The organism is Oribacterium sp. oral taxon 078 str. F0263, assembly GCF_000469565.1.
Taxonomy (GTDB): domain Bacteria; phylum Bacillota; class Clostridia; order Lachnospirales; family Lachnospiraceae; genus Oribacterium.
The window spans coordinates 87,012-106,318 of the sequence record NZ_KI273128.1 but is presented as its reverse complement, the minus strand read 5'-3'; the positions used below and the strand labels follow the sequence as shown (position 1 = coordinate 106,318).

At 57.0% G+C, this 19,307-nt stretch carries 13 protein-coding genes; 11 read left to right on the top strand and 2 right to left on the bottom strand.

Going from position 1 to position 19,307, the window contains the following annotated elements; genetic code table 11:
• Positions 1–779 precede the first annotated feature (779 nt).
• The 5 genes from HMPREF1986_RS10270 (at position 780) to HMPREF1986_RS10250 (ending at position 5,766) form a co-directional block, all read left to right on the top strand.
• Positions 780–2,825 carry a DHH family phosphoesterase gene (locus HMPREF1986_RS10270; RefSeq protein ID WP_021774768.1) on the top strand — a complete coding sequence of 682 codons (2,046 nt, stop codon included), beginning with the start codon at positions 780–782 and terminating at the stop codon, positions 2,823–2,825.
• Positions 2,825–3,274, top strand: a complete 450-nt coding sequence (gene rplI, locus HMPREF1986_RS10265) for a 50S ribosomal protein L9 (RefSeq protein ID WP_009216102.1) — start codon at positions 2,825–2,827, stop codon at positions 3,272–3,274. Before HMPREF1986_RS10270 ends, rplI begins: the two co-directional genes overlap by 1 nt.
• Positions 3,275–4,624 carry a replicative DNA helicase gene (gene dnaB / locus HMPREF1986_RS10260; RefSeq protein WP_009216101.1) on the top strand — a complete coding sequence of 450 codons (1,350 nt, stop codon included), beginning with the start codon at positions 3,275–3,277 and terminating at the stop codon, positions 4,622–4,624. It begins immediately after the preceding gene.
• Positions 4,625–4,765: 141 nt separating this feature from the next.
• A complete protein-coding gene (locus HMPREF1986_RS10255; RefSeq protein WP_021774767.1) occupies positions 4,766–5,482 on the top strand; it encodes an adaptor protein MecA in 717 nt (238 codons plus the stop codon).
• 38 nt (positions 5,483–5,520) lie between these two features.
• On the top strand, positions 5,521–5,766 hold the full coding sequence (locus HMPREF1986_RS10250) for a DUF1858 domain-containing protein (protein ID WP_009216099.1): 246 nt from the start codon (positions 5,521–5,523) through the stop codon (positions 5,764–5,766).
• Positions 5,767–6,341: 575 nt separating this feature from the next.
• On the opposite strand, the gene HMPREF1986_RS10245 is transcribed toward HMPREF1986_RS10250, so the two are convergent.
• Positions 6,342–6,962, bottom strand: a complete 621-nt coding sequence (locus HMPREF1986_RS10245) for a TetR/AcrR family transcriptional regulator (RefSeq protein ID WP_021774765.1) — start codon at positions 6,960–6,962, stop codon at positions 6,342–6,344.
• A 406-nt stretch (positions 6,963–7,368) separates the two neighbouring features.
• Between HMPREF1986_RS10245 and HMPREF1986_RS10235 the strand changes: the two genes are divergently transcribed.
• From HMPREF1986_RS10235 to HMPREF1986_RS10225, 3 genes are all read left to right on the top strand, one after another.
• On the top strand, positions 7,369–9,633 hold the full coding sequence (locus tag HMPREF1986_RS10235) for an efflux RND transporter permease subunit (RefSeq protein WP_242837378.1): 2,265 nt from the start codon (positions 7,369–7,371) through the stop codon (positions 9,631–9,633).
• Positions 9,634–9,752: 119 nt separating this feature from the next.
• The gene (locus HMPREF1986_RS10230) at positions 9,753–12,245 is read left to right on the top strand and encodes a hypothetical protein (RefSeq protein WP_155978808.1); all 2,493 of its coding nucleotides are present in this window, start codon (positions 9,753–9,755) and stop codon (positions 12,243–12,245) included.
• A 232-nt stretch (positions 12,246–12,477) separates the two neighbouring features.
• The gene (locus HMPREF1986_RS10225; RefSeq protein ID WP_021774760.1) at positions 12,478–14,415 is read left to right on the top strand and encodes a hypothetical protein; all 1,938 of its coding nucleotides are present in this window, start codon (positions 12,478–12,480) and stop codon (positions 14,413–14,415) included.
• A 188-nt stretch (positions 14,416–14,603) separates the two neighbouring features.
• Here the strand turns inward: HMPREF1986_RS10225 and rsmI are convergent, their stop codons facing one another.
• The gene (rsmI, locus tag HMPREF1986_RS10220) at positions 14,604–15,479 is read right to left on the bottom strand and encodes a 16S rRNA (cytidine(1402)-2'-O)-methyltransferase (protein ID WP_036600290.1); all 876 of its coding nucleotides are present in this window, start codon (positions 15,477–15,479) and stop codon (positions 14,604–14,606) included.
• 446 nt (positions 15,480–15,925) lie between these two features.
• Between rsmI and HMPREF1986_RS10210 the strand changes: the two genes are divergently transcribed.
• The 3 genes from HMPREF1986_RS10210 (at position 15,926) to HMPREF1986_RS10200 (ending at position 19,289) form a co-directional block, all read left to right on the top strand.
• Complete coding sequence (locus tag HMPREF1986_RS10210; protein WP_155978807.1) at positions 15,926–16,465, top strand: hypothetical protein; 540 nt, start codon at positions 15,926–15,928, stop codon at positions 16,463–16,465.
• 13 nt (positions 16,466–16,478) lie between these two features.
• Positions 16,479–18,500, top strand: a complete 2,022-nt coding sequence (gene metG, locus HMPREF1986_RS10205) for a methionine--tRNA ligase (protein WP_021774758.1) — start codon at positions 16,479–16,481, stop codon at positions 18,498–18,500.
• A gap of 72 nt (positions 18,501–18,572) precedes the next feature.
• Complete coding sequence (locus tag HMPREF1986_RS10200) at positions 18,573–19,289, top strand: TraX family protein (RefSeq protein ID WP_242837377.1); 717 nt, start codon at positions 18,573–18,575, stop codon at positions 19,287–19,289.
• Positions 19,290–19,307: the final 18 nt, after the last annotated feature.

Below are 19,307 nucleotides of genomic sequence, written 5' to 3'. Positions count from 1 at the left end.
CGCTGGCCGCGGCAGCCGGAGTGAGAGCGTCCTGTGCCGGGCAGACAAAGGGCAGAAAAGGCGGCATCCCTGCATGCTCATATCTGTTGTCCCGTCAGATGCCAGAATGTCCGCTCATGCTGACATAACCATCCACCGTGCATAAGTCCTTACGCGGTATTTCGCTGCTGGCGCAGCTTTCATACCGCTGACAGATATTCGCATTCCGGGCTATCGCCCTACATGCTCATATCTGTTGTCCCGTCAGATGCCAGAATGTCCGCTCATGCTGACATAACCATCCACCGTGCATAAGTCCTTACGCGGTATTTCGCTGCTGGCGCAGCTTTCATACCGCTGACAGATATTCGCATTTCGGGCTATCGCCCTTCATGCTCATATCTGTTGTCCCGTCAGATGCCAGGATGTCCGCTCATGTTGGCATGGCCATCCGCCGTGCATAAGTCCTTACGCGGTATTTCGCTGCTGGCGCAGCTTTCATACCGCTGACAGATATTCGCATTCCGGGCTATCGCCCTACATGCTCATATCTGTTGTCCCGTCAGATGCCAGAATGTCCGCTCATGCAAGCATGGCGTCCATTCTGTCGCCTGACGAGGACTTATGCACTTAGTATAGCACAGTCCGGCGGGAAGCCGAAGGGAAAAGCGAGGTCTTTTCTGCTTTGGCGGGGCGATTTTTCGCGGGGAATTCCGGAGGGGAGCCCCGCTTCCCATTTTCCGCTTTAGCGGTTATAATAATTAAATTGTAAAAGAGCATTCAGGAAGGGAAGAGGGAGCATGAAAAAGCGGAAAAAACAAGCGAGCTTGATGGATCTTTATCTGCGCTGGCCGATCTGGCTTTCGGCGCTCTTTTTGCCCCTCGCCCTCATCGGGAGTTTTTTTTCGCGTGCTGCGGCCCTTTTGATTCTGATCGCGGGGCTCATCCACCTTCTGATCGCACTCCGGCTCTATTTTACGAGGCGGAGCGGGCTGATCTCCGCCCTTTTGAATTTTTCCCTTTCCACCGGGGAGGAGCAGCTTCGCCGCATCTGGGAGATGCCCTTTCCCTATGCGATTGTGAACGACAGGGGGACGGTGCTCTGGAAGAACAGCGCCTTTTCGGAGATCGCGCGGAAGGAGAAGAACCTGTCCGGAAATCTCCTCAGCATGTTTCCGAATATCACGGAGGAGATGCTTCTTCGGGAGGATGCGATGCTGGAGATCCACTCCTCCTTTCAGGGGAGAAAATACTGCATCGACTTTCGAAGGGCCGCTCTGATATCGGGGGAGAGCACGGAGCAGCCGTCGTTTTATGACGGGGAGAGCGAGGTGGTCTCCGTCTACCTCCGGGATGAGACGGACGAGCTTCGCCTTGCAAAGGAGCTCTCCGACGAACGCATCGTCTGCGGCCTTGTCTATATCGACAACTACGAGGAGGTCCTGGATCAGATCGAGGAGGTGAGGAGATCACTGCTCACAGCCCTTGTGGACCGGAAGATAAACCGCTATATCTCCTCTGTGAACGGACTGATCAAGAAGATTGAGAAGGACAAATATTTCTTTGTCATGAAGCGGGAGTATTTGCAGCGGATGCTGGACGACCGCTTTTCGATCCTGGATGAGGTGAGGCAGGTCAGCATCGGAAATGAGCTCTCTGTGACGCTCAGCATCGGGGTGGGCTACGGGGCCGCGGAGTACGCGCAGAACTATGAGTACGCGAGAGTCTCCATCGACATGGCGCTCGGCCGGGGAGGAGATCAGGCGATCGCGAAGTCTCAGGACAGCCTGAGCTACTTCGGCGGGAAGTCCAAGAGCACGGAGCGGGTCACGAGGGTGAAGGCGAGAGTGAAGGCGCAGGCCTTTGAGGAGCTTTTGGAGAATAAGGACCGCCTGTTGATCATGGGGCATGCGAACGGGGATATGGACTGCCTCGGCGCCTCCGTCGGCGTCTTCCGCATGGCTGCCGAGCTCGGAAAGCGGGCGAGCATCGTGCAGAACCGGGTGACTCCTCCGATCCTTCCCTTAAAGGCGCGCTTTCTGAACAATGAGGACTACCCGGACGACATGTTCATCTCCGGAGAGGATGCGAAGGAGATGGTGGACGGCAATACGGTCCTGGTGGTCGTCGACTGTGACCGCCCCTCGATATTGGATGAGCCGGAGCTCCTGGAGCTTTGCAAAACCATCGTGGTCTTTGACCACCACAGGCAGAGCTCGGAGACGATACAGGGCGCGGTCTTGAGCTACTGTGAGCCCTATGCCTCCTCGGCCTCGGAGATGATCGCGGAGATGATGCAGTATATCGGAGACGGGATCAAGGTCCGTCCGATCGAGGCGGACTGTCTCTACGGCGGCATCGTCATTGATACCCAGGAGTTTACGAGTCAGACGGGGGTCAGGACCTTTGAGGCGGCGGCCTACTTAAGGAGGTGCGGCGCGGACATCACGAGGATCCGGAAGAATTTCCGCGAGGATCTGAAGGATTACCAGGCGAAGGCCGAGGCGATCAGCGGAGCGGAGATCTACAGGGATGCCTATGCGATCAGCTCTCTCAAGGCGCAGGGGCTGGAGAGCCCGACCGTCGTCTGTGCGCAGGCCGCCAACGAGCTTTTGAATATCCGGGGGATCAAGGCCAGTGTCGTCATGACCTCCTGGAACGGAAAGGTCTACGTCAGCGCGCGCTCCATCGACGAGATGAACGTGCAGGTGCTCATGGAGAAGCTCGGAGGAGGCGGGCACCGCACCGTGGCGGGGGCGCAGTTTAAGGCGGGGAAGATTCCCGAGATCATCGCGCAGGTGAAAAAGGCGATTGATCAGATGATTGAGGAAGGAGAGGTGTCCTGATGAAGCTTATCTTGTTAAAGGATGTGAAGTCGCTGGGAAAGAAGGGGGATGTCGTAGAGGTCAATGAGGGCTATGGCCGGAATTTCATCATCCCCTCAAAGGCGGGGATTCTCGCCGACGCGAAGAACCTGAACAGCTTAAAGCTGCAGAAAAAGAAGGAGGAGAAGCTCGCGGCGGAGAAGCTCGCGGAGGCGCAGGACCTCAAGGGGAGACTCGAGGAGGCGAAGATCGTCCTGAAAATGAAGGCCGGAAAAGAGGGCAGGACCTTCGGGGCGATTTCCACGAAGGAGATCGCGGAGGCCCTGAAGGAGCAGACCGGCATCGAGGTCGATAAGAAGAAAATCGAGAGCGATGTCCCGATCCGAAATCTCGGCGGCTATGAGCTTCGCATCCGGCTTCACCGGGATGTCGAGGCGAAGCTTCACCTGAGCGTTCAGGCGGCGGAATAGATGGCGGAGCTTTCGGAAAAGCTGATCCAGAGGGTGATTCCGCACTCTCAGGAGGCGGAGCAGAGCGTCATCGGCTCCATGCTCCGGGACAAGGAGGCGGTCGCCGCCGCGACAGAGCTTCTCAGCGAGGAGGACTTCTACCAGCGGCAGTATGCCATACTCTTTCGGGTGATGCGGGAGCTCTATAATGAGGCGAAGCCGGTGGACCTCGTGACGGTGCAGGAGAAGCTCCGGGGGAAGGATATCCCGCCGGAGCTCTCGGAGATCGCCTTTTTGAAGGAGGTCATGCAGTCCGTCGCGACCAGCGTGAATGTGCGCTCCTACTGCTCGATCGTAAAGGAGAAGTCCGTACTCCGCGCTCTGATCCGCGCGAATGAGGAGATCGCGGAGCTCTGCTATTCCGGAGGGGAGGAGCTGGAGGAGGTGCTCTCCATCGCGGAGAAGAAGATCTTTGATCTCCTCCAGAAAAGAAGCGCGAGAGAATTCACTCCGATCGAGGATGTCGCGATGACCGTCCTCCACAATATCGAGAAGGCTTCCCGGCAGAAGGACCCGATCACCGGAGTGCCCACGGGTTTTCTGGATCTCGACTACAGAACGGCGGGGCTTCAGCCCTCGGATCTCATCCTGGTTGCGGCGCGCCCCTCCATGGGAAAGACGGCCTTTGTCCTGAATATCCTGGATTATGTGGGAGTCCGGAAGAATATGCCGGCCATGGTATTCTCCCTCGAAATGTCGAAGGAGCAGCTGGTAAACCGCATGCTCTCCCTGGAGACCCTGATCGACGCGGACAAGCTTAGGAAGGGAACGCTCACGGACGAGGACTGGGCGACGCTCATTGAGGGGATTGACCGCGTCGTTGCCTCCAATATCATTATCGACGATACACCGGGGATCTCGGTATCGGAGCTCCGCTCAAAGTGCAGGAAGGCGAAGCTTGAGAGGGGACTCAGCCTCATTATGATCGACTACCTCCAGCTCATGACCGGCTCCGCCGGGAAGAGGGCGGAGAACCGGCAGCAGGAGATCACGGAGATCTCGCGCTCTCTGAAGGCGCTGGCGCGGGAGATGAACTGCCCGGTGATCGCGCTCTCCCAGCTCTCCAGAGCCTGCGAGCAGCGCCCGGACCATCGCCCCATGCTCTCGGACCTGAGGGACTCCGGCGCGATCGAACAGGATGCGGACATCGTTATGTTCCTCTATCGGGATGATTACTACAATAAGGATACCGAGCATCCGAACGAGGCGGAGATCATCATCGCGAAGCAGAGGAACGGTCCGATCGGCACCGTGACTCTGCTCTGGCAGCCGGAATATACTCGATTTGTGAACGCGGAGCGCGGGAGCTGAGACGGGCTTATTAACTTTCTATAAATTTTTATCAAAGTGCTTTGCAAACGGGAAGATTCGTTATATGATACGGTATCCAGAGGGGGTGAAGGCAAGGGGAAGAAGCGCTTTCATCCCGGCAGAGAAGGAGGGGGAGGAGCCATGAAATTGGAAAAAATTGATGACAACTCCATCAGGTGCACGCTGAGCAGTCTGGATCTTTCTTCCAGGAATCTGAATCTCCGTGATATGACGTATGGTTCTCAGGCGGCGAAGCAGCTGTTCAATGAGATGATGCAGAAGGCGCGGGTGGAACTCGGCTTTATACTGGATAATACGCCGCTCATGATCGAGGCGATTCCGCTGCAGGGAGGATCCGTGCAGCTCATCATCTCCAAGGTGGAGGATCCGGAGGAGCTGGACACGCGCTTTTCGAAGTTTACCCAGAGGGGAGACGGGCAGGGGAGTATTTTCTCCCGCCTCGCAAGCCAGATCCTGGAGGGAGCGCAGGGACTTTTGAAGCAGGCACAGGAGACGGAGGACGCGGCTGCGGGAGGCGGAAAGAGCGCTGCGGAAGAGGAGGAATCCGGGATGCGGATCTTCCGCTTTGACAGCCTGGACCGTGTCATGGATGCCGCCGCCGCGGCCGGGGACAGCTTCCGTGGCGGAAGCACACTGTATAAGGACGAAGACCGGCGGCGCTATTACCTTACGCTTCATCCCGAAAGCGGAAAGGGGGAGGATATCTCCCGGCTTTCCAATCTGCTTTCGGAGTACGGTGAGAAGGTGGAGGGGGATGAACTGAACGAGGCCTATTATGAGGAGCATTTCGAGACTCTGATGGGAAAGGATGCGATGCGGAAGCTCGCATTGATCTAAAGCGCTCCCGGCGCGGAGAAAGGATAAGGGTGATCCGGATGGCAGAGGTTACAAAGGATATGAGAATCGGGGATATTCTGGCAATCAATGAATTGATCGCCCCCTTCCTGATGCAAAACGGCATGGGCTGCGTCTACTGCCCGGCGTCTCAGGAGGAATCCCTGGAGGAGGCCTGCGAGGTCCACGGCATTGACCCGGATGCGCTGGCTGAGGATTTAAATGATGTGATCCGGGAGTATGCGGAGGCGCAGAAAGAGGCGGAGGCAGGGGGAAAGACAGATTAAAGGACCCCTTCTCCCGGAGAAAAGCGTGCTATAACGAAAGGAAGAGGGCGGCCGCGTGGATGGCGGGGCCCTCTTTTTGTGCTTTTGTGCAGGGAAAAGGTATATTTTTTAGTGCCCCAAGGGGAGACATTTTGTTTTGCGGGAATCATGCCGCAGACTCTCATTTTCCGGGGCTCTGAAATTTTTTCGAGAAATTTTAAAATTCCTATTGACAACTGGGATTTTATGTTGTATCCTTTCTACAGTTAGTTAGATATAACTAACCTGTGGGGCTGCAGAATTCCTGATCTGCAATCACCATAACGCGCCGGGTGTTCGTGTCCTCCTGACCATAAGCACGTTCACTTGGAAATCTCCTGAAATAGATAGACTCAACTTAAGTGACCGTCAGCAGTGATGCGGCGGGAAACGCGAAAAAGCGAGAGCCCCATCTCTCGCTTTTTTCGCGTTTATTTTTATGGAATATTCTCCCATTAACGGTTAGGGCAGCTGCGTTCCTGTTCCGGTCTTTTTCGCATGGGGGCTGTACGCCTCTGCCCCGGTCTTCTTTTTGTACTCTGGAGCGCCAGGGCTTATCACATATGGTTCGCGAGGAAGATTCCGGTGATTTCCGCGAGCTCCTCCGGGCTTTCTATCATGCCGCCGTGGAACCAGTACTGGAGAAGACTGAGACAGCCGCCGACGATGAAGGAGAAGTAGGCATCGAAGTGCTGGATCCCCTGCCTTCTCAGGATGGCGCTCCAGTCGTTCAGGCACTTCTCCCGGAGGAAGGTCTTGAGCTGATTCAGAAAATTGATGTCCCCGTTTTCGCCGATCAGGATGCTGACCAGATCCGCGTTGTCCCGGCAGAGCTCATAGACGCCGCAAAAGAGCGGCACCGGATTTCCGCTCATGAAGTCTTCGCTGTGAAGCTCGACGGCTTCCCGGAGCTTCGTGAAGAAGTCTCCCTCCGACTGCGAGAGGAGATCAAAGACGTCCTCATAATGAAGGTAGAAGGTGCCGCGGTTTACGTCGGCGATATCTGTGAGCTCCTTTACGGTGATATCCTTGATGGTTTTCTTCTGCATAAGCACGGTGAGTGCGTGCTTCAGGGCGTTTGTGGTCTTTCTCACTCTGCGGTCCCGCCTCGGAGTGTCCATCTTCACGCTCCGCTCCCGGCTTTTCTCCAGCTTTCCCGGTTTCCCCTTCACAGCCATAATTTCTCCTCCTTCATAAGCTCCTGATTTCTCCTGCTTCTTTCTTTCTCTGCGGCATGCTTTTCTTCGCGCCTATCCTCATAGAGGACGATAAACGGGCATAAAGTGTAAATATGATGATAAACGAACTTCGGATTGATTATTGGGTATTGCGTTACTCGACTCCGAATCCTATAATGAACACTACTACATAAATAGACAGATGTCAATTATCAAAATGCTGACGAAAAAGGAACAAAGAGAGCAGGAAGGGAAATGCAGGGAAAAAGGGCATTCGGAGCTTCGGCGATACCGTTGATTTCGGAATGCTCCCGGCAATGGAAGCCCGGGGAAGAGCTATGGCAAAAGGCGGAAGCAAAGCGGCCCGGGATCCTTCGGCGGCAGGATGGAAAAGAGGAGTGCTTTCATGGCAGAGGAAAAAAGGGAAGAGAAGAAAAGGCATCATAATCTTGCGGACTTCATCGTGGACCACAATAAGGGGATCCGGGATATCGTCTTCTTTTTTGTGATCCTGAGTGCGGTCTGCTACTTCTTTGTCGGGGTAAACTATGATCTCACCTCCTATCTTCCGGATTATGTCCCCTCGAAGGTGGCGATCAATAAGATGAAGGAGGTCTTCGGCTACCCGGGGACCGGGCGTCTCATGCTGAAGGATGTGACGCTCTATGAGGCGAAGCAGTATAAAAATCAGATCGAAAAGGTAGAGGGCGTCGATCAGGTCGTCTGGTGCGATACGAAGACGCAGATCTACAGCTCCTCGGACTTTATCGATGCGAAGGATATCTCCGATTATTATAAGGATGGAGACGCCGTTATGGATATCACCTTTGTGAAGGGGGATACCCATAAGCTCACGCACCGGGCGATCGATGAGATCGAAGAGATCGTCGGGGACAGGGGAAGCCTGGTGGGGATGTCGCCGACCAACAAATTCATTGAGGAGAATGTCCAGGAGCAGATGAAGATGATCATGGCCGTCGCCGTGGTCTTCATCTTCCTGATCCTCCTTCTGACGACGACCTCCTGGTTTGAGCCCGTGCTCTTTTTGACCGTCATCGGCTGCGCGATCGTCATCAACAAGGGGACGAATATCTTCCTCGGGACGATCTCCTATATCACGAACAATATCTCCGATGTCCTGCAGCTTGCGACCTCGATGGATTATTCTGTCTTCCTGCTCCACGCCTATGAGCGGGAGCGGGAGAGGGGGCTTGGGAAGGAGGAGGCTCTGAAGGCCGGCCTCATGAGCACGATCACGACGATACTGGCGTCCTCCATGACGACCTTCTTCGGCTTCATCGTTCTCGTCTTCATGCGCTTTCGGATGGGCTTTGACATGGGGATCGTCATGTCAAAGAGCATTATATGCTCCCTTCTCATGGTGATCTTCCTGATGCCCTCGCTCCTTCTGTCCTGGTCGGATCGGATCGATCGGACGAGGCACCGCCCCTTCCTGCCGAAATTTCAGAAGAGCTCGAAGCTCATCGCAAGGCTGAGTCCGGCGGTCCTCGCGCTCTCTCTCCTCCTCGCCGCTCCGATCTATGTCGCGCAGGGGATGAATCACTTCCTCTATGGCTCGGATGCGACGGGGGCCGGGCCCGGAACGAAGATCTACGAGGAGGCGGCGGAGATCGACCGGAAGTTCGGCCGCTCCAATCTCCTCGTCGCCATCTTCCCGGATACGGAGCCGGAGAAGGAGAGGGCGCTCGTGGATGAGCTGAAGGAGCAGGACTATGTGAAGAAGGTGATGGGGCTTTCCGCCTATCTGCCGGACGGCATACCGGATGATTTTCTGCCTCGGAGCGTCACGGAGCTCTTTCATAAGAGCGGCTATACGAGGCTCCTCATCTATATCAAGACAAAGCCGGAGAGCAGGACGGCCTATAAGGACACGGAGCTTGTCAGCGAGAGGATACGGAAATATTACCCGGAGGAGAGCTATATCACCGGGAACACGCCTACGACGGAGGATATGGAGAAGATCCTGATCCCGGACTATACCCTCGTGAATAATCTCGCGATGCTGAGCATCTTCATCGTCGTGGCGCTCTCCTTCCACTCCCCGCTCATGCCGATCGCGGCGATGATCCCGATCATGATGGCGATTTATGTGAATATGGCTTTCCCCTATGTGGGGGGACAGAAGCTCATCTTCATCGCCTACGCCGTGGTCTCCTGCATCCAGCTCGGTTCGACCATCGACTATGCGATCTCCTCCACGGAGAATTATCTCCAGATCCGGCAGAGCGAGAAGGATAAACAAAGGGCGGCGGAGCTCATGACGGAGCGCTCGCTTCCCTCCATCCTGACCTCGGGGACGATCCTCGTGGTCTGCGGCTATGCGATCAGCTTCCTCTCCTCGATCCCCGCGATCAGCGAGGTCGGGCATCTCGTCGGGCGCGGCGCGATTCTGTCGGTCTCGTTCGTGGTTCTGATGATGCCCTTCCTTTTGCAGCTGATCGATCCTTTTCTCACGACGCCGGCCGCGGAAAAGAAGGCGAGACGCCGGGCCGCGATCAAGGAGGCCGCGATGAACGCGAGAAATACCAGAAGGAAGGTCTGCCGCAGGATACAGGAAATCCTGAGCGGAGGAGGGGAGGAGGTCCTCAGGGCCGGGGCGGAAAGGGTCCGGGCAAAACAGAAGGACAGAGAAGAAGAGAGAAAAGAATAGAGAATAGAGATAGAAATGGATATAGCCAGGCTATGGGGCGCGGGACGGCGGCGGAGAGCTGCTTTTCGATCGCGATAGAGGATAAGGGGCGCAGGATGTCCGGAAGGAGTTTGGGAAAGATGAGAAAGCAATGGATCAGAGAATTTAAGAGGAAAAGCGCGTGCGGCCTCGCGGCGCTCTGTCTTTTGACGGAGCTGCTCTGCCCGATCGTGAGTGCTGCGGGCCCCGCGGAGGCATCCGTCGAGGAGACGATGTATCTCAATCTGAATCACTATGGTCAGATTTCGAAGGCCAATGTCGTGAAATCCGTGAATTTCAATTCCCAGCCGAGCTATACGGACCACGGGAATTACACAGAGCTCATCAATATGTCCGGTACGGAGAAGCCGGAGCAAAACGGGGACAGTGTGACCTGGAAGGCACCGGAGAAGCCGGGGAAGTTCTTCTTTGAGGGGAGGCTTGATCCGGAGAGAGCCGTCTCCCCCTGGAAATTCGATATAAACTATAAGCTGAACGGCGTCCCCGTGAACGCGGAGGAGCTCGCCGGGGCCTCCGGTCTTGTGGAGATGCAGATCGACGCCTGGCCGAATGAAGCGGCCTCCGATTACATGAAGAATAATTTCATGCTGATCCTGGCCCTTCCGATCGACAGCAATAAGATTTACTCGATCGATGCGCCGGATTCTCAGACCATGTCCCTCGGGCAGTACAGCGGCGTCGTTTTCGCGGCGCTCCCCGGGCAGGAGGGACATTTCACCGTCCGCATGGGGACAGACAGCTTCGAGACCGTGGGGGCGGTCATGATCATGAGCCCCGGCACGCTGGGCGGCCTTTCGGAGATAAAGGATATCAAGGAATTAAAGGATAAGTTCCGGGGAAATACCAACGATATGATGGATGATGCGGATGCGCTCCTCGACAATATCGCGAATATGTCCTCCCAGCTGGATCTCAGCAGCGAGATGATCCGGGAGCTCAGGGCGGGGAAGGACAAGCTCCACAGCGCAAAGGACTCGATCTTTGCGGGAAATGATCTCGCGATCCAGGATATCCGGGAGCTCTCCGACAGCCTGAGCCCGCTCCGGAATTCTCTGAAGGATACGCAGTGGATGGTCTACGATATCAACCGGAATCTGAACAGTCTGAATCAGGACCTCATCGACGGAAATGATAAGCTGGATCAGCTGAAGATCCGCCTTCAGAATCTCGGCTCCTCCTTAAACGGCGTGGAGGGAGTGGACACATCGGAGCTTCGCTCGAGTCTGGAGAGCACAAACGAGGCTCTTCGGAGGATAAGGGGCGGAATCGCGGGAGGACAAAGGGCGGCCGGAAATCTGAATTATATCGCAAGGGGAGCGCTCAGCGACGGCGCGGAGCTCATCGCGACCGCCTCCAATATCACGAAGTCCGCGGCACTCTCTCAGGCAAGCTATGATGAGGCCTACCTTCCGGAGTCTGTCATCGAGCTCATAGAGCAGCAGATCTCATCCGGTGGGAAGGATATCGGCTCCTATTCCGAGGAGGAGCTCTCCTCGATGAAGCAGACGCTTACGGCCCTCCTCTATACACACGATCAGCTTTCGTCGCAGCTTGCCGCGGCGGGACAAAACCGCGCGGTGAGCGCTCAGGATATCCGGGAGGCGGCCGCCCGCGCCGCAGCGGCTGCGGGCGGGAATCCGGCCGCGGCGACGGAGGGGGCGGTACGGCTTGCGACAGCGGCGCAGAAGGAGAATGCCTCCCGCTTTCTCGGGAGACTGCGCTCCCTCCGTCAGCAAAACAGCCGGATCGAGGAGCTCTCCCAAAGGGCGGCGCAGAAGGGCAGCGCGGTCCAGAGCGCGGCGGCGGGGAATCTGAAGGGGCTGAGTGATGCCCTTTCCGAGCTCGCCGCGGGAGCCGCCCAGGCCTACGGCAGTGTGAACGCGGAGAATCTCATCGCGCAGATCGATCAGCTCTCTGCGGATATCGAGAGCGTGAGCCTGGAGGCGGGTTCCGTTTCGAAGCAGAGCGCAAAGCTCGTCGATCAGCTCGTACTCTTAAATGGGGATGTGAATAGCCTGATCGGGACCATGAATCTCTATTATCCGGATGTCCAGACTGCTCTCACGAATTCGGGGAATACTCTCCAGTCGGTGCAGAAGGCCTCCAATGACATCTCGGGGACTCTTCAGCTTGCAAACGATACGCTCCGCTCCGCCTCCGGAAATTTCGGAAGCGCCGCGGATGCCGGGCTTTCCGCCGGGCAGAAGGCGGTGGACAATGCCGGAGCTATGATCGAGAACACGAAGAAATTCAAGGAATCCGGTTCCGAGCTTCGAAAATCCATCAACGATGAGCTGGATGAGCGGGAGGCGGACAATAATTTCCTCAATATGGACCCGGAGGCCCCGAAGGTCTCCTTTACCAGCGAGGAAAACCCGGAGCCCTCGAGTCTCGCGATCGTCTGCCGCACGGAGGAGATCTCGAAAAAGGAGGATTCCGCGGAGAGTCTGGACAGTGAGGAGGCCGAGGAGCAGCAGAGCCCCTGGCAGAGGATCGCCCGGGTATTCCGAAAGATCTGGGAGGGGATGAGGAGCGTCCTCGGGATCGGAGGGAAGAAGGGAAAGACGAGCTAGTCTTTGAAAGTCCCCGAGAGGGAAATCTCCCGGGGGCTTTTTCGGTATCTGAGACGGAAAGCTTACATTTATAATAAGATTTTATCATGGACTTGACGAACTTTCGCTCTTTTCGCTATACTATGGCTGTTAGCTTGCTCTAACTAAAGGCTTCCGCCGATCATTTCGGCAGGATCGAAGTTATCCGTCCCTGCAGTATAGGGACGATGCATTTCCCAAACAGGAGGTAAGAATGAGCGAAAGGCAGGTTTTCCGGTCGGCATCCGTGCTCGCGCTGCTCGCGGCACTTTTTGTCTTTGCGGCGCCGCTCTCGGCATACGCCGGGGCGTCCCCCTCTTCCGATGCGGATTTTAAGCCCTTTAAAAGCGGAAACGATGTATATGCGCAGCTGGATGTGGATTATGCGGACTTTTTCTACGGCGAATTAAAGGATCCTCAGGAAAATCCGACGATGGAGCTGAATGCGCAGGACCCGGCAGCGGCACTTCGGGCGGAGGGCTACTACGATGCGGTGTCGAGCGCCACAGTCGGAAAGGCGGCGAAATGGGAGCAGGTGAAATCCGATACCTCCTCCGGAAAGACAGTTGCGACGGGGATCCGCAAGGTCACGGTGCGGATTCCGGAGAGCCTCTATAACAGCGCGAAGGCCGCGCAGGCGGGGAACGCGCAGTGCAGCAACGAGCTTCTCAACATCGTCGGAAGCCTTCCGGAGATCGCGACATCCTCGACGATTCCGGTGCCGGACGAGTACAAGACGCTGAACGGAGACGGCTCCCTTACGAAGATGAAGACGGATACGGAGACGGTCGAAGCCAAGGCGGCGGAGATCGTGACGGGGAAGCGCTTTGGGAACTATACGCTGGAGCTCAATCTGGAGAATGCCCCGAAGTCCGCGGACATCATGGGAGCGATCCTGGAGACCGAGGACGGGGCAAAGTACGGCATGAAGCCGATGGACAATATCTTCCTTCGCTCCGATGAGATGGCCTTCTCCGTCCGCTCCTACACCGAGCCGCACGGAAATACACCGGGCTATCAGCGCTTCCACGATATGCAGGGAAAGACGATCCGGAAGATCACCTATCTTCTGAAGGGGAAGAAGGATGTCGTGATCGACACGAAGCTGAAGGTGAAGACTCTTCTCGACGACAGCTCGAAGATCACGGCGAAGGATAATGTCTATGGGAAGGAGAGCTCCGATGTTTCCCTCAGCTTTTCCGTCCCGTCGGATTCCTCCTATCAGCTGAAGAGCGTAAGCTTCAAGCAAAAGGAGCTCGCAAAGGATGCGGACTACAGCTATGACAGTGCTTCGAAGCTTCTTAAGGTAAAGACGAACGCCAATACCGGAATCGGACTCTATACTCTCGTATTCACGGACGAGAAGTATGAGGATATCAAGGTGGAGTTTCGGCTGAGTTCGGGACATCCGGACGGCAGTGTGAGGTTCTCCGGAAATACCCTGCAGCTTCCCTCCGGCATCACGACGGCCGCCTACATCGGAAATATCTCCGCGGTCAAGGTGAGCAAGCTGGATGCGGCCGGAAAGGTCGTTGCGGGCTCCGAGCTCTCCTTCTCGGATCCGAAGCTGACTTTGGGAAAGATCTTCTTCGACGAGAACGGAAAGCTCAAGCTGGACGCGGTGGTGCCGGGACGCCATAACACAAAGACCGTGGCCTTCCCGGACGACGGAAATTATCAGATCGAAATCACATCGGACGGCTATCCTTCGGTTAAGGCTGCGGTTTCCAAGCCGGAGAAGGCGAACAATGGCGGAAGCGGAAGCGGCTCCGGTGGTTCCGGCGGCTCCGGCGGAGGATCGGGACGGAGATCCGGGAGATCCGGCGGGGGCAGTGTGACGACGAATACGGCCGGAAGCTTCAAGGAGTGGGTGCAGGATGCCAAGGGCTGGTGGGTCAGGCTGAATAACGGCTCCTGGCCGGCCTCCGTATGGCAGCGCTACAGCTGGAACGGCGGACAGTACTGGTACTATTTCGGTGCCGACGGCTATGTCATGAGCGGCTGGCAGTGGATCAACGGAAAGTGCTATTATCTGGAGCCGACAGCCGGGAAGAACTTCGGACATATGTATGAGAATACCACGACGCCGGACGGCTATACGGTCAACGCGAACGGCGAGTGGACGGTGAACGGCGCGGTACAGACAAAATAAAAGCCGCGGACAGAAGTCCCAAAAGCCGGAAAGGAAAGGGCCGGCCTCCCATCGGAGGTCCGGCTCTTTCCTTTCTGCCGTCATGGATGAACAATCTTATGCAGGGAATCCTTCCGATTTTCCCCGCATATCCTTTCCCCGCATATCCGGAGAAGGCCGGCAGCGGGCGTACTTTGGAAATCCCCGCTTTACGGGCTGCCCTTTTCGCTTTCCCGCCCGTCTCCCTTCAGGGCGCGGTAGATCTCCCGCTTTCCGATTCCGCGGTCTCTCGAGGCCTTTTTCATCGCCTCCTTTTCGCTCAATCCCTCCTTCATGTAGAGCGAGAGATGCTCCTCCAGGCTGAGCGATTCCCAGCGGGAGGCCGCCTCCCGAAGAAGCTCCCGCCGCGGCTTTCCCTCGATCACAAGGACGTATTCTCCCCGCGGGTCCTCGCTCTCATATCGGAGAAGAGCCTCGGAGAGATCTGTCCGGAGGATCTCCTCGTGGAGCTTTGTGAGCTCCCGGCAGAGGGAGATTCTGCGCTTTTCTCCGAGCACAGTGCAAAGCTCCGATAGGGTCTTCCGGAGCCGGTGGGGAGCCTCATAGAGGATCAGAGTCCTGGGCTCCTCCGCGATCTCCCGGAGGCGTTCCTGCCTTTCCTTTTTATCTCTGGGGAGAAAGCCCTCGAAGGAGAAGCGCCCGGAGGGAAGCCCGGAGAGGCTGAGCGCCGTGAGGACGGCGGAGGGACCGGGCAGGCTTGTGACGGAGATCCCGGCCATAGCGGCCTCCCGGACCAGCTCCTCCCCCGGATCCGAGATGCAGGGCATGCCCGCGTCGGTGATGAGCGCGATGCTTTTCCCCTTCAGAAGCTCCTGCAACAGAAGCTTCGCCTTATCATATTTATTAAATTCATGATAGGAGGTCATCGGCGTCCGGATCCCGAAGTGAGCGAGCAGGCGGGCGGAATTTCTGGTATCCTCCGCCGCGATCAGATCCGCCTCCCGAAGACAGCGGAGCACCCGGAGGCTGATGTCCTCCAGATTCCCGATCGGCGTCGCGCAAAGACAGAGCCTTCCCTTTTCCATGCTGTTTTCCCCTCCTGAGCCTTTTCCCGATTCCGCTGCCAAAATCCCGCCGCTCTGCCGCCTCTCCATTCCGCGCTGCCGGAGCGGCATTTTCCCGGATTCCAGTATACTTCATCGCCGTTTTTTTGTCATAGCGTTTTTGAGGGAGCGAACAGAAGGGAGATCCGATCGGCAGAGCGGCCAAGACTTGAAAAAGAGGGGGGCTTTCGATATACTAAGGAAGCGCTGATCCCGGCGTTGATTCCCGGGGTGGAAAGCGCTTAAGGCAGGGGATTTTCGGATGGCTCCCCGCTCCGGGAGAGCGGCGGAGCTCCGGAGGAAGCGCGCGGGGGAGCCGCCGGATCGGCAAAATGACTGCGGCAGAGGATTCCCGGCGGCCCCGGTTCAGGAAGGGGAGCTTTCCCTCCTCCTTCGGAAGGGCAGAAGAAAAATCAGAGGTGAAGACGATGAAGAAATGCTTTTGGATGATATTGCTTTTGACGGCGGCACTGCTTTCAGCCTGCGGGGGGAAGGAGGGCGGAAAGAGAAAGGCCCCCGATGCCGCGGCTATGCCCAGCGCGGCGCCGAGCACGCCGGAGGAGACGAATCCGGAGAACGGGCTTCCGCTCTCCAAGCAGCCGGACCCCACCGCTCCGGTGCTCGAATCCATCGTGATCTACGCTCCGGACGGGCAGGGGAAGATCATAGAGAAGATGGAGGCCGCGGAGAAGCTCACGGAGGAGGCGATCGTGAAGCTCCTCGTCGAGAACGGCACGCTGAAGGAGGGCGCGAAGTTTGTCAGCATGGAGCAGACGGACAGCGCGGAGACCAGGATGGCGGGGCCCGGCGTGAAGGACAGCGGCGGAAGCAAGGTAAAGAACGCCACCGTCACGATCTCCGGCTTTGCCCCGGGAAAGGGGCTCGACGAGGAGACGGCAAAGCAGGCGGTCTCGGACAGCTTCCGGGAGAACTACCAGCTGAACGAGGTTGAGCTCGTCCTTAAGTAGGGAGAGGCGAAGGATGGAGAAGAAAGCTTATTATATCACGACCGCGATCGCCTATGCTTCCGGAAAGCCGCATATCGGAAATACCTATGAGATTGTGCTCGCGGACGCGATCGCGCGTTTCAAGCGCTTCGAGGGCTATGACGTCTTCTTTCAGACCGGGACGGATGAGCACGGGCAGAAGATTGAGCAGAAGGCGAGGGAGGCCGGGATGGAGCCCGGGCAGTACGTGGACGGAGTGGTCGGGGAGATCCGGGCGATCTGGGATCTCATGAACACCTCCTACGACAAGTTCATGAGGACCACGGACCCCTACCATGAGAAGCAGGTTCAGAAGATCTTCCGGAAGATGTACGAGAAGGGGGACATCTATAAGGGAGTCTATGAGGGCTGGTACTGTACCCCCTGCGAGTCCTTCTGGACGGATTCGCAGCTTGTGGACGGGAAATGCCCGGACTGCGGACGGCCGGTGGAGAGGGCCAGTGAGTCCTCCTATTTCTTCCGGATGTCAAAGTATGCGGACCGCCTGATGAAGCATATCGAGGAGCACCCGGAATTCATCCAGCCGGTATCCCGGAAAAACGAGATGGTAAATAACTTTCTGAAGCCGGGACTGCAGGATCTGAGTGTCTCCCGGACCGTATTCAAGTGGGGCATCCCCGTGGATTTCGATCCGGAGAACGTCATCTACGTCTGGCTGGATGCGCTCACGAACTATATCACCGGCCTCGGCTACGATGTGGACGGGAATTCCTCGGAGCGCTTCCACAGATACTGGCCCGCGGATCTTCATCTGATCGGGAAGGATATCATACGCTTTCACACGCTCTACTGGCCCATCTTCCTGATGAGTCTGGAGCTTCCTCTTCCGAAGCAGGTCTTCGGCCATCCCTGGCTCCTCACCGCGGCCGGAAAGTCGGAGGAGGGGGTGAAGATGTCGAAGTCCCGCGGCAATGTGATCTACGCGGATGAGCTGGTGCAGCTCTTCGGCGTCGACGCGGTCCGTTTCTTCGTGATCCACGAGATGCCCTTCGAGAACGACGGCGTCATTTCCTGGGAGCTCATGGCGGAGCGCTACAATGGCATGCTCGCCAATATCCTCGGAAATCTCGTGAAAAGAAGCATCGCGATGAGCAATAAGTACTTCGGAGGCATCGTGCGGGACAGCGGGGCCGCGGAGCCGGTCGATGAGGATCTGAAGGAGACCGTCCTGAAAAATGTGCGAGCCATCGTCGCGAAGATGGATGAGCTCCGCATTGCGGATGCCCTGGACCTGCTCTTTGACATCTTCCGCCGCTCAAACAAATATATCGATGAGACGGAGCCCTGGCTTCTCGCAAAGGAGGAGGGGAAATCCGCCCGTCTCGAGACCGTACTCTACAATCTCACGGAGGCGATCGTGATCGGGGCCTCCGTCCTGGAAAGCTTTATGCCAAGGACCGCGGAGGAGATCCTCCGGCAGCTGAATACAGAGGCCAGGCCCTTGGAGCAGATGGACCGCTTCGGTCTCTATCCCTCCGGGACCCGCGTCACCGGGGATCCGAAGGCGCTCTTTGAGAGAAAGGATCTGAAGCAGCTTCTCTCCGAGGTGGAGAAGCTCTCCAAGGAGAGCGGGGCCTTCGGCGGAGAGAAGGAGAAAAGCGGCGCGGGAGAGGGAGAGACGCCGGAGAGCACATCCGAAGGGGAGAGTCCCATTCTCGCGGAGAAGAAGGCAGAGATCGGCTATGAGGATTTTGAGAAGCTTCAGTTCCGCGTGGGGAAGATCCTCTCCGCAGAGGAGGTGAAGAAGTCGAAGAAGCTTCTCCGCTTTGAGGTTTTGGTCGGAGAGGAGAAGCTGCAGATCCTCTCCGGCATCAAATCCTTCTACCGCCCGGAGGAGCTCGTCGGGAAGAAGGTCATGGTGCTTTGCAATCTGAAGCCCAGAATGATCGCAGGCTATGAGTCCCAGGGGATGATCCTCTCTGCGGAGGGGCACGGCGGAGAGCTCGCTCTTATGACGCCGATGCGGGATATGCCCTCCGGCGCCGGGATCTGCTGAGTCATGGGAGCTCACAGCGCGCAGAAGGCCCTGGATATGCTCCGAAAGCGGGCCGGCTTCTCGGGAGGGCTCTTGAAGACGATTGCCCTCCTCTCCATGACGCTGGACCACTTCGCGGTGATTATCATTCGAAACGGGAAGCTCTATGGCTATTCCCCGGAGTATTATCAGATGGCGATCGCGACTCCGGCGGGACAGCGCTGGCTTGCGCTCTACCGGGTCTTCCGTCTGCTCGGACGGCTCGCATTTCCGATCTTTGCCTTTCTCCTGGTGGAGGGCTTCATCCACACCGGAGATTTCTGGAAATATTTCAGAAGGGTCTTTTTGATGGCGCTTCTATCGGAGCTTCCCTACGACCTCGCTTTTTTTAACGCGATCTATCATTTCGAGAGGCAGAATACGGGCTTTACGCTCGCCTGCGGACTGCTCATGCTGTACGGCATGAAGCGCTTCCGGAAGAAGCCTCTCTATAAGTGGCTGGGCGTGGCCCTATCCTGCGCTATGGCAGAGCTTCTGCGCTTTGACTACGGGGCGGTCGCCATTCTCTCCATCGCCCTGATGTATAACTTTCGAAAGGAGAAGGCCCTTCAGACCTTCTCCGGAGCGCTTTGCTCCGCTGTGAATTCCTATGAGAGCTTCTGCCTCGGGGCAGCGGCCTTTCTCCCGATTTTTCTCTATAATGGAGAACGGGGCCGCTTTCACTCCCGCTGGCTCTTCTATATCTACTATCCGCTGCATCTGATCGTCATGTACCTGATGATCTATGCGGGCTCGATGATTACCTCCTAGGATGAGTCCGCCGCGCGG

Bases quoted from the DNA above. Each gene is read 5' to 3' on its own strand.
- HMPREF1986_RS10235 (WP_242837378.1), top strand. From the start codon at position 7,369: ATGGCAGAGGAAAAAAGGGAAGAGAAGAAAAGGCATCATAATCTTGCG.
- metG (WP_021774758.1), top strand. From the start codon at position 16,479: ATGGAGAAGAAAGCTTATTATATCACGACCGCGATCGCCTATGCTTCC.
- HMPREF1986_RS10245 (WP_021774765.1), bottom strand. From the start codon at position 6,962: ATGGCTGTGAAGGGGAAACCGGGAAAGCTGGAGAAAAGCCGGGAGCGG.
- HMPREF1986_RS10270 (WP_021774768.1), top strand. From the start codon at position 780: ATGAAAAAGCGGAAAAAACAAGCGAGCTTGATGGATCTTTATCTGCGC.
- HMPREF1986_RS10250 (WP_009216099.1), top strand. From the start codon at position 5,521: ATGGCAGAGGTTACAAAGGATATGAGAATCGGGGATATTCTGGCAATC.
- HMPREF1986_RS10230 (WP_155978808.1), top strand. From the start codon at position 9,753: ATGAGAAAGCAATGGATCAGAGAATTTAAGAGGAAAAGCGCGTGCGGC.
- dnaB (WP_009216101.1), top strand. From the start codon at position 3,275: ATGGCGGAGCTTTCGGAAAAGCTGATCCAGAGGGTGATTCCGCACTCT.
- HMPREF1986_RS10225 (WP_021774760.1), top strand. From the start codon at position 12,478: ATGAGCGAAAGGCAGGTTTTCCGGTCGGCATCCGTGCTCGCGCTGCTC.
- HMPREF1986_RS10210 (WP_155978807.1), top strand. From the start codon at position 15,926: ATGAAGAAATGCTTTTGGATGATATTGCTTTTGACGGCGGCACTGCTT.
- rplI (WP_009216102.1), top strand. From the start codon at position 2,825: ATGAAGCTTATCTTGTTAAAGGATGTGAAGTCGCTGGGAAAGAAGGGG.
- rsmI (WP_036600290.1), bottom strand. From the start codon at position 15,479: ATGGAAAAGGGAAGGCTCTGTCTTTGCGCGACGCCGATCGGGAATCTG.
- HMPREF1986_RS10255 (WP_021774767.1), top strand. From the start codon at position 4,766: ATGAAATTGGAAAAAATTGATGACAACTCCATCAGGTGCACGCTGAGC.